Origin of the sequence: Streptomyces sp. NPDC090499 (genome assembly GCF_044769305.1) — a bacterium.
Taxonomy (GTDB): Bacteria; Actinomycetota; Actinomycetes; order Streptomycetales; family Streptomycetaceae; genus Streptomyces.
The window spans coordinates 39,705-50,065 of record NZ_JBIVXP010000035.1; the positions used below are offsets into that span (position 1 = coordinate 39,705).

General features: G+C 69.9%; 8 protein-coding genes. 1 reads left to right on the top strand and 7 read right to left on the bottom strand.

From position 1 onward, the window contains the following. Positions 1–64: 64 nt before the first annotated feature. From ACIQVL_RS50265 to ACIQVL_RS50275, 3 genes are read right to left on the bottom strand one after another with little or no spacing between them, the layout of a single operon-like run. The gene (locus ACIQVL_RS50265; protein WP_403479125.1) at positions 65–784 is read right to left on the bottom strand and encodes an ABC transporter ATP-binding protein; all 720 of its coding nucleotides are present in this window, start codon (positions 782–784) and stop codon (positions 65–67) included. Further along, positions 781–1,629 (bottom strand): ABC transporter ATP-binding protein, encoded by an 849-nt coding sequence (locus ACIQVL_RS50270; protein ID WP_403479126.1) that lies wholly within the window; start codon positions 1,627–1,629, stop codon positions 781–783. Before ACIQVL_RS50270 ends, ACIQVL_RS50265 begins: the two co-directional genes overlap by 4 nt. Then, the gene (locus tag ACIQVL_RS50275) at positions 1,626–3,653 is read right to left on the bottom strand and encodes a hypothetical protein (protein ID WP_403479127.1); all 2,028 of its coding nucleotides are present in this window, start codon (positions 3,651–3,653) and stop codon (positions 1,626–1,628) included. Before ACIQVL_RS50275 ends, ACIQVL_RS50270 begins: the two co-directional genes overlap by 4 nt. A gap of 754 nt (positions 3,654–4,407) precedes the next feature. On the opposite strand from ACIQVL_RS50275, the gene ACIQVL_RS50280 reads away from it, so the two are divergent. Next, the gene (locus ACIQVL_RS50280) at positions 4,408–5,646 is read left to right on the top strand and encodes an ABC transporter substrate-binding protein (protein WP_403479128.1); all 1,239 of its coding nucleotides are present in this window, start codon (positions 4,408–4,410) and stop codon (positions 5,644–5,646) included. A gap of 242 nt (positions 5,647–5,888) precedes the next feature. Here ACIQVL_RS50280 and ACIQVL_RS50285 read toward each other — a convergent pair whose 3' ends face one another. The 4 genes from ACIQVL_RS50285 to ACIQVL_RS50300 all read right to left on the bottom strand — a co-directional run bounded on the left by ACIQVL_RS50285 (position 5,889) and on the right by ACIQVL_RS50300 (position 10,181). Further along, the gene (locus tag ACIQVL_RS50285; RefSeq protein WP_403479129.1) at positions 5,889–6,482 is read right to left on the bottom strand and encodes a TetR/AcrR family transcriptional regulator; all 594 of its coding nucleotides are present in this window, start codon (positions 6,480–6,482) and stop codon (positions 5,889–5,891) included. A 4-nt stretch (positions 6,483–6,486) separates the two neighbouring features. Next, the gene (locus ACIQVL_RS50290; RefSeq protein ID WP_403479130.1) at positions 6,487–7,971 is read right to left on the bottom strand and encodes an MFS transporter; all 1,485 of its coding nucleotides are present in this window, start codon (positions 7,969–7,971) and stop codon (positions 6,487–6,489) included. A gap of 368 nt (positions 7,972–8,339) precedes the next feature. Then, positions 8,340–8,822, bottom strand: coding sequence for a nuclear transport factor 2 family protein (locus tag ACIQVL_RS50295; RefSeq protein WP_403479131.1), 483 nt, complete (start codon positions 8,820–8,822; stop codon positions 8,340–8,342). 234 nt (positions 8,823–9,056) lie between these two features. After that, a complete protein-coding gene (locus tag ACIQVL_RS50300) occupies positions 9,057–10,181 on the bottom strand; it encodes a serine hydrolase domain-containing protein (RefSeq protein ID WP_403479132.1) in 1,125 nt (374 codons plus the stop codon). Between the last annotated feature and the right edge of the window lie 180 nt (positions 10,182–10,361).

Consider the following 10,361-nt stretch of genomic DNA (forward strand, 5'->3'; position numbering starts at 1 on the left):
GCGCCGGGCCGAAGGCCGCGCGTCCGTGTGACATGCCCAGGTCGAGGGAGAAACCACCCTGCGGTCAGGCGACGGCGGCCTCGCCCAGATAGCGCGCGAGAACCTCCTGCTGCGCACTGTCCGCCGGCCCCCGCCAGGCCACGCGCCCGCGCGAGAGCAGGACGGCGTCGTCGGCGAACCGCAGCGCGCGGTGCACGAACTGCTCGATGAGCACGATGGTGACGTCCGCGCCGCGCAGCCGGTCGAGCGCGCCGAACACCATGTCGACCATCATCGGCGCGAGACCGAGAGACATCTCGTCGGCGATGATCAGCTTGGGTGAGAGAACTAGCCCACGGCTGAGCGACAGCATCTGCCGCTCGCCGCCGGAGAGCATGCCCGCTCGGGTTCCGCGGCGCCGCGCCAGGGCCGGGAAGATCTGCAGCGCCTCGTCGACGGCCGCACGACGGCGCCCCCGGGGCAGGAGGGCGGCGGCCATGCGCAGGTTCTCCGCGACGGTGAGCCCGGGGAAGACGCCGGACCCCTCCGGCAGGTACACCAGTCCCTCGCGGCGCACCCGGTGCGCCGCCTGCTTCGTGATGTCGGACCCACCGAACCGCACCGAGCCGGACGCGACGGGGACGAGCCCGCTCACGGCGCGGGCGAGTGTGCTCTTGCCGGCACCGTTGGGGCCGAGCACGGCGAGCACGCGCCCTTGTTCCAGGTCGAGGGACACGCCGTCAAGGGCGAGAGCCTGGCCGTAGCGGACCCGCATGTCCCGGACGGACAGCAGTGGCTCGTTCATTCCTGTTCCTCCGAGCTGGGTTCCGTCGGGGACTCGACGTCCTCGCCGAGGTAGGCCGCACGGACGGCCGCGTCGTCGCGGATCTCGTCGGGCGTGCCGGCAGCGATGCTGAGTCCGAAGTCCAGGACGTGGACATGACCGCACAGGCCCAGCACCATCGACACGTCGTGCTCGACCAGGACAAGCGACACGCCTCGCCGCTCGACGGCGAGCCGGAAGACCTGCATGACCTGCTCGGTCTCCTGCTGGTCGAGGCCTGAAGAGGGCTCGTCGAGCAGCAGGACCTTCGGATTGGCGGCAAGGGCGCGCGCGAGTTCCACAAGCCGGGTCATGCCGAGCGACAGGCCGGCGACCGGCAGGTGACCGATGGCGGTGAGGTCGAGCGCCTCCAGCAGGGCGTCGACGCGCTCGACCTCGTCGGCGTCGGCGCGCCAGAGCCCGCGGCCGGTGAACATGTCGGTCCAGACGCTCGAACGCCGGGTGCTGACGCGGTGGGCGAGCATGACGTGCTCGCGGACGGTCAGCGCGGAGAACACCTCCGGATGCTGGAACGTTCGCGCCAGTCCGAGCCGGGCGCGGCGGTGGGCCGGCAACGACGTTATGTCGGTGCCCTCGAACCGGACCCGGCCCGAGGTGGGACGGCGCAGACCGGACAGCACCGAGAACAGCGTGCTCTTGCCCGCGCCGTTCGGGCCGACCAGGCCGACGATCGCTGCCGGCGGCACCGTCAGCGAGACCGAGTCCAGCGCCACGACACCGCCGAATCGCACCGTGACGTCGTGGCACTCCATGCGCGGCGCGGTTTCGTTCGCAGCCGCGGGGATCGATTGGGCCGGGGCGCTCATGGCGTGGTCCCCTTCAGCAGGCCGGGCACGTCCGAAGACGCCGCTCCAGGCGGTGCCGGGGGCTGTGGCGGCGGCCCGGATCCGTCGCCGGACCTCCGCCGCGCCGCGATCCTGACCAGCAAGGCCTGCACCTGACGCGCGTGCATCGCGATCTGACCGTCCGGGTTGACGGCGACCATGACGGCCCCGAGGCCGAACAGGATGGTGGGCACGTTGCCCCATTCAGGGAGCAGGTACGTCTGGAAGACATCCGGCAGCAACGTGAAGCTGAGGCCGGCGAGGATCGCGGCGGTGGTCGATCGAAGCCCGATCGTCACCAGCACCGCGAGCCATATGAGTCCGCCGAAGGTCGCGTAGGAAGTCGGCATGGCCGACTCGTAGTTCAAGGCGAGCAGGCCGCCGCCGACCGCCGCGATGAAGGTACTGAACGCGGCGACCAGCAGCTTCATGCCGAGGACACTCAGCCCTAGGGTGCGGGCGCCCGGTTCGCTTGAGCGGATCGCCGCCAGCGCGAGCCCGGTGGTCGATCTCCGCATGCCCACGACGATGACGGCCAGCACGACGAACACCGCCAGGGTGAAATAGGCGAAGGAACGATCGCCGGAGATGAAGCCCGGCCGGGTCACCGCGACGCCCAGTCCGCTCTGGGAGAAGAGGTCACGCGTGAAGATCAGCGTCTCGGCCAGGAGCCCGACGGTGAGGGTCACCAGAGCCACGTACAGATTGCCGAGGCGGATGGTCAGCAGGCCGATCACGACGCCGATCGGCGTGGCCAGCAGCGCGCCCATGAACACGGCGAGCAGTGGGTCGAAGCCGTGGTTTGTGGCGAACTGGGCGGTGGCGATGGCGCCGATGCCGGCGAAGCTGGCCTGACACAGCCAGATCATGCCGCCTTCGCCGACGACCACGGTGAAGGACAGGAAGACCACGGCGAACGCGAACCCGCTCCCGAGCGAGGTGAGCCAGTGGCCGGGCAGCAGCAGAGGCAGCAGGGCGAAGAGCGCGACGACCAGGACCGGCCCGAGCAGGTGGAGCCACCGGCCCGACCGTGCGCCGAGGGCGGCGGCGCCACTTGCCGTGCTCGCCGCGTCGCCCCCCATCGGGCGGATCGCCCTGTCCAGCGCGCCACCGGTCGACGCCGCTTCGTCGATCCGCCCGCTGACCCCGAGGTGGACGATCAGGAACGCCCCCATCACGAAGAACGGGATGCTCACCAGGATCGCGTTCGTCAGCGAACTGTCCGACGGCAGGAACTTCTGGATGACGTCGGTGAGGACACCCATACCCATCGCCACGCCGACGGCAGTGGCAAGGCTGGCCAGTCTCGCCGCGACCACCGCGGCGAAGGCCACCGCCATGAGGGCTGTCATGCCCTCCGGCGTGAGCCCGGTGCTCGGCGCCGTCAGCACTCCGGCCAGGCCGGCGAGTGCCGTCGTCACCATCCAGACGCCGATCGAGATCGCCGACGGGTTGACGCCCGAGAGCGAGGTCAGTGCCTTGGTGTCGACCATGGCTCGTACCTTGAGCCCCAGGTCGGTGCAGCGGAGCAGCAGCGTGCCGAGAACGACGACGCCGACGACACAGCCGAACGCGACGATCTGGTCGAGGCCCGCGACCGCACCGAAGATCCGGTAGGACGGCACCGGGGCGGGCACCAGCCCCGGTGCCGTGGTGATGGTGTCGTCCCCGAAGATCGTCACCGCCACCGCGGGAAGTGCGACCGACACACCGATAGTCGACACGATCCGGATCAGTGGCGATGACGTCTGGAGGTGCCGGAACAGCAGAAGGTACAGGGCCGCACCGAGCGCCGGCCCGGCCACGAACACCGCCACCAGCAGCGAGGGGACCACTCCCCAGCCGTGCTCGGTGTTGAGGTAGTAGAAGAACCGGGCCAGCACGAACGCCAAGGCGCCGAAGGCGAAGTTCAGCACTCCTGACGCCACGTAGGTGACCACGATCCCGGCTGCCGAGATCGCGTAGATCGACCCGAGCGCTATTCCGGCGAAGATGTATGCCAGCACGACGGCTCCTCGGAAACGGGTCCGCGCACCGGGCCATACGACGACGGCGGCGCTGCAGACGTCATGTGTCGAGATCGTTGTGAGCAGTGGTGTCGCGCCCCCGGCTTCAGCGGGTTCGCGCATTCGGCGCATCGAGCGCGCAACTGTATTACTTACGGGATGGCCGCTGACCGTAGATGGCGGCTTGCGCGAGTGTCAAGTACGTCACACGGCCACACACGGCGGGGTTACCGACCCGTGACGCTTACGGTAACGTTTTCGGCACATCTTGCCGTTGGAGCGACGATACGGCTGCCGAGCTGCATTACGGTCAGCGCACTTCCCACCCGGTCGCAGGCCGTGCCGGGACATCACGGACGCAGGAGACCGCCAATGACGGCAGTTGAACCCGCGATGATCGAGTCGAAGGAGCTTCCGGCGACGGACCGCCGGGCTCACGTTTCCGCGACAGCCACAGCGACCCCCGCGGCGTCACGCCGGCATGACCGACGTGACGGTGAGCGGTCGGCAGCCGCTCCCACCTGGTACGTGCACCGTTTGCGAAGGCGGACCTCTTCGCGCGGGACTGCCTGCGCAGTCTCGGCACGTACACACATCTGACCGACACAGTTCGCACGCTGCAGGACGTCCGGTCCCTGATGGATTCGCGTCGCGCCTGACCCGGATCGCATGGCCTCCCGGCCGGCGTGCTGCCCACACCGACGTGTTCGTCGACAGCCTCAGTCCCCCGAAGTGAGTCGAGGAAGGCAGACACATGAGCAAAAGAAGCAGAGTCATCGGCCTGACAGCAACGGCGATGGCGCTGACCGTGGCCTTGAGCGGCTGCAATTCGAATTCGTCCACCGCCGGTGGCGGTGGCGCCGGCGACGACGGCACCATCAAGCTCGGGGTTCTCACCGACCTGACAGGTCCGGCCGCTTCCGCCTTCAAGTCCACCGAGCAGGGCATCAAGGCCTACGTCGAGGCGGCCAACCAGGCGGGCGGCATCGCCGGACACAAGATCCAGTACGTCGTGCGCGACACGGCCTCGACCCCGACCGGCGCGCTGACCGCGGCTCAGAAACTCGTCCAGAACGACCACGTGTTCGCCGTCGTCGAGGTCTCGTCCAACTTCTACGGAGCCGAGCCGTACCTGCTCAAGCAGGGCGTTCCCGTCGTCGGCGGTGGCTTCGACGGACCGGAGTGGACGGACAGCAAGAACACCAACCTGTTCAGCGTGATCGGCACCTTCGACCTCGACGGCGTGAGTACCACCGTGGGCGATTACATGAAGTCGCGCGGCGCCACGAGCTGCGGCTCGATCGGTTACGGCAGCTCGAAAGCTTCGCAGAGGGGGGCACGGAACGCGGTCGAGTCCTGCACCGCGGTCGGCCTGAAGGACGGCTACCTCAACGACCAGGTGCCCTATGGCACCACCGACGTGGGCGCCGTCGCGCTCGCCATCAAGAAGGCCGGCGTCGACGCCGTCTACCTGCCCGTCGTGCCCAACACCGCGTTCGCACTCGCCGCCGCCCTGAAACAGCTCGGCGTGAAACTGAAGTCGGTCATGCTCACGACCGGCTACGGCGGTGACCTCCTCGCGTCGAAGGCCGCTGTCCAGGCCGCGCAGGGTTACGAGTTCGGCTCGGCCGGCCTGCCGATCGAGGCCAACACTCCGGCGACGCGGAAGTTCGCGAAGGCACTCGCCGGTGTCGGCATCAACGGCGACCCCTCCTTCGCACAGCAGCATGCCTACATGGGGATGACCGCCGTCGCCGCGGGCCTGAAAGCCGCCGGGCCGAAACCGTCGCGTGCGTCGTTCATGACCGCGCTGCGCGGCATCAAGAGCTTCGACGCCGAAGGGCTGCTGGCGCCGTCGAAGATCGACTTCAGCAACTTCAAGCAGTTCGCCGAGGGCGGCGGCCCCGCCGGGTGCCTGTACCCGGTCCGGCTGACCGGCGACAAGTTCGTCCCCGTCGCCGGCACACCGATCTGCGGCAAGAAGATCAAGTAGCACAACACCGGCCTCGCGCACGCTTCCTGTCCACGAGAACTGCGTGCCCACCCGCGCCATGCACCGGTTCGGCCGCCCTGCACGCTCCAGAGCCGCAGGGGGCTCGGATCAGCAACCCGAACGCGGCGGCCGCGATCTGGTCCCACGTCCGGCTGGACGGGTTGGCACGGTGAGGACTTCGCCGCCTGATAGCCGCGCGACGAGCGGCCGGGGTTGTCCCCGGCCCACCTCGTAGTCAGGGGTCAGGTCGGGCGGAGGGCGGCCAGGACGAGGCCGCCGTAACGGCGCCACTGTGCCAGGTCCGTGATGCCAAGTCGCACCAGCTGTTTGGTGCAGCCGCCGGCGAGGATTCTGAGGTCGGTCACGGTGGCGTCCGGGCGGATCTCGCCCTGTGCCTTGGCCGACTCCAGGAGGGTGTCGAGCAGTTCCAGAAGATCGGTCGATCCCGAGGAGGGCTGCTCGTAAAGGACCTCGGCCAGCAGCCGGTTGGCCGCCGTCATCTCGAAGATGTCGGGCAGGAGCGCGGCGAGGGCCCGGCCGGCGTCCGCTTCCGCCAGAGCGGCGCAGGTACGTTCCTCAAGCTGGCCGAACCGGTGCCGGATGGCGGCCTGGATCAGGTCGTCCTTGGTCGGATAGCTGCGGTAGACCGTCGCCTTGCCGACACCGGCGCGGGCGGCGACCTCGGGGACGGTGGCCTCCAGGCCCCGTTCCGCGAAGACCTGGAGGGCCGCTGCGACGATGCGCTCGTGGTTTCGGCGGGCGTCGGTGCGGCGGTCGGACCAGTCCGTGCCGGGCCTGTCCCCGGGCGCGGGCCGTGCGGCTCTGGGCGTGTGCATGGGCTCAAGTGTGCCGTGGGGGGGTCTCGTCGGCGGCGAGGGCCGGCTCGGGCAGCGGGGCGGCGGCGCCGATCTCTTCGAGGGCCGACACGTGGGCGTGGCTGCGGGGACGCGGGATGAGCAGGGCGACGGCCGCGGCGACCAGGGCCCCGGCGCCGCCGACGGCGAACGACACCGTGTAGGCGTGACCGGTGGGCAGGGGGCTCGGCGCGATGACGCTGTGCGCGAGGATGCCGGCGATCACCTGGGTGCCGAGCGAGGAGCCCACCGACCGGATGAGGGCGTTGACCCCGGTGGCCTCGCCGGTCTTGGCCGCCTCGACGGCGTCCACGATCAGGTTCGGCATGGCAGCGAAGGCCAGGCCGATGCCGGTGAAGACGAGCATCGTGAAGCCCAGGACGGCCCCCTGCGAACCGTGCTCGGCGGCGAGCAGGACCATGCCCGTGGCGGTGACGGCACCACCCAGCGCCATCGGCACCTTCCCGCCGAAACGCGCGGTCAGCATGCCGGACACCGGACCGGACACCAGCATCGTCAGGCACCCGGGCAGCATCAGCAGCCCGGCCCGGGTGGCGTCGCCGCCGAAGCCGTACCCACTCGCCGCGGGCGTCTCGACGAGCTGGGGGATCAGAAGGAAGGCACCGAACATACCGAAGCCGATCAGCAGTGTGGCGACGTTGGTCATCAGCACCGGCCGGCGTGTGAAGACCGTCATGTCGACCAGCGGCTCGGCGGTGCGCCGCTCGACGAGGGCGAAGACCGCCAGGACCGCCAGGCCGGCGGCGATCAGGCCCAGGGTGCGGCCGCTGGTCCAGCCCCACGACGTGGCCTGGCTGATGGCGATCAGCGGGGCGGTGACCCCCGCCCCCAGCAGGACGGTACCGACGAGGTCCACCTTGCCGGGGGTACGCACCGGCGACTCCGGCAGCAGGAACCGCGCCGCGACCGCCGCCGCGGTCGCCATCATGGTGCCGGCCCAGAAGATCCAGCGGTACGAGGTGTGGTCCACCAGCAGGCCGCCCAGGAGCAGTCCCAGCCCGCCGCCGATCCCGGCGAGGGCGGAGATCAGCCCCACCGCGCCGGCTCGCCGTTCCGGCTCGAACTCATCGCGGACGATGCCGAAGCAGAGGGGGAAGATGCCACCGCCCGCGCCCATCACCACCCGCCCGGCCACGACCATGGCCAGGTTGTCGCCGAGCGCGGCCACCGCGCCGCCGACGGCGAACAGTGCCAGCGAGATCACCAGCAGCCGCCGCTTGCCGAACATGTCGCCCAGGCGCCCGAACACCGGCGTCAGCACGGCCGCGGCAACGAGGTAACCGGTCAGCGCCCAGGTCGTGTTGTGGGCACTGGTGTGCAGCGAGACGGCCATGTCGCCCAGCGCCGGCGCCACGGAGGTCTGTGCCAAGGAGTAGGCGAGCGCCGCCAGGCCCAGGATGGCAAGGCTCCGGCCCACAGGCACGGTTCTCGCCTCGTTCGTATCTGCCATGACTTCTGTCTCCCAAGTACGGGCATTAAATGGACTGTTGGGTCCGTTTCTTCCCCGATCCTAACCGAACCCGATGGTCCAGTTCGGCTTGGGGTGACCGGACAGTCCGACTTCGTGACCGTACCGACGGCGGCCCGGGGAACGGCGTACTCGGCGACGGACTCTGTTCGGGCAGGTCAGCCTTGATGGATTCCGCCGGCGCGGCACGATCGACGCACTCGCGGCCAGCGGAGAGTTGGGGCGCGGACGTGCGGAAGGTGGCCCGGGCGCTTGCGTCCGGGCCACCTGGCGGCTGCGGGACGTCACCGAGATCTCCGCCGCGGAGTTCGTCGAAGGGTAACCCCCTTGCCGCCACCGCGAGTAAGGGCTTACTCGCCCGGGCCCACCGGTGTCGGCGCGAACGCCCACAGCAGATCGTGACCGCGACGGGCGATCTTCCATTCCCCGTCGACACGGACCGCCTCGTCACGGAGGCCGATCCCCCGGACGCGCATGGCCGGCGCGCCGTCGCGCTGGCCGACGAGGGTGGTGATCGCCAGGCTCTCGACCGTGGCGGTGTCACCGTGCAGTTCGACACTCACGTTGGTCGTGGCGCTGCTGGACGCGTCGATGCGGTCGAGCCCGTTCGTCCTCCTCATGACCGCGGGATCCACAGAGCTCATCGCCCCCAGTCCGAGATCGCTCACTCGCAGAGGCTCTCCCCCGTCGAACACGAAGACCGCGTCCTCGGTGAAGCAGGAGGCCGTCAACTCGGCGTCGCGGTCGCTGTGTCCATGGACATGATGGGCGTAACGGTGGACCAGTTCGGTGAGGGCCACGTGGTCGGCAGCGTCTTCCAGTTTCTCGGTCATGGTCATTTCCTCTTTCTCTTGTCTCGGCATGCGGATCCGCGGTGCGCCGCAGGCGTCACGCGCGGGGCTTCATGCAGCGGCGGCGAGCCGAGGGACCCGCCCCGTGCCGTGCTTTCTGATTTCTCGTCACCGCCGGGCCGGCACAGTGGCACCGGCCGGCCCCAAGCGGTTTCCGGCCCGGTCGGTCGCTCGGCCAGAACGGCGCGTCCGAGATGCCGGAGCGGCTCTCCGCGCTCAGCGCGCCGCCAGCGCGGCTTCGTACAGGGCGTCGCCGAGGGCCGCCAGCGGGGGCTCGGGCGGGGCGTAGAACATGCGGTTGTGGCAGATCGCTATCGAAATGCCGGTGTCCACGTCGGCCCAGCCGAGCGACCCGCCGGCGCCGGCCTGGCAGAGAGCGCGCTTGCCCTCGCCACCGGGCGCCATGAACGGGATCAGGTTGATCGAGTAGCCGGCGTTCCCTGTGGGGACACCCGGTGTCCGGTACGTCTCGTCGAGCTCGCCCAGGCCCGGAGAGGGGTCCAGAAGGGACAGGACGCGCTTCTCGGAGAGCAGCCGGACACCGTCGACCTCGCCCCGGTTGGCGAGGAGCGAGAAGATACGTGCCACGGACTTGGCGTCGGCGATGCCGCCGGCCCCCGGGATGACCGCTCGGTGCACCTCGGGCCGGTTGTAGAGCGTCGGGGTGAAGAACACGGACGGCGGTACGGCCTCGGACCAGAGCGTCCCCGCGTCCGGCTGATAGATGTTCTCGCGGGTGTGGAGTTCGGCGACGCGGGGCTCGACCGACTCCGGGAGGCCCAGCCAGAAGTTCTCGACGCCGAGGGGCTGGCAGATCTCCTGCTGCACGAAGTCGGCGAAGGCGCGGCCGGCCGGGTCCGTGCGCCGCACGACCTCCCCCAGGATCCAGCCGTAGCTGTACGGCTGGTACGCGTTCACCGTCCCCGGCGCAAACCGCGGGTCCACCTGGGCCAGGCGCTCGACGACCCAGTCCCAGTCACCGAGCCGGTCGGGAGTGATGTCGGACGGCATCTGCGGGGCACCCGCCCGGTGCGTCAGGACATGGCGAACGGTCACCGTCTCCTTGCCGTTGGCCGCGTACTCCGGCCAGTAGGTGGCGACCGGCGCGTCGTAGTCGATCAGGCCCCGCTCGGCCTGCAGATGGACCGCGGTCGCCGTCACCGCCTTGGTCACCGAGAAGACGGGGAACAGTGTCGTCTCGTCCACGGCCGCTGCCCCGGCCCGGTCGGCGAGCTTGCCCGCCTGGACGTTCACAACCAACTCCCCGCCGACGTAGGCGGCCGCGCTGATCCCTGTCTCCCCGCGTTCCAGCGCCAGTTCCAAAGCCTCGTTTACGTCCATCGGACGACTCCTTCCATTCATGGTTCTCGATCGGACACCGCGGGCCGGACCGGCCCGCGCGTGAAGGTCTGCTGCTGGGCCGGGTTCAGTCGTCGACGGGGTGCCAGGTGGCCCAGTTGTCCTCGATGTGGACGCGGCCGAAGGGCTGGGGGAAGTGGACGGCGAAGCCGATGGTGTCGG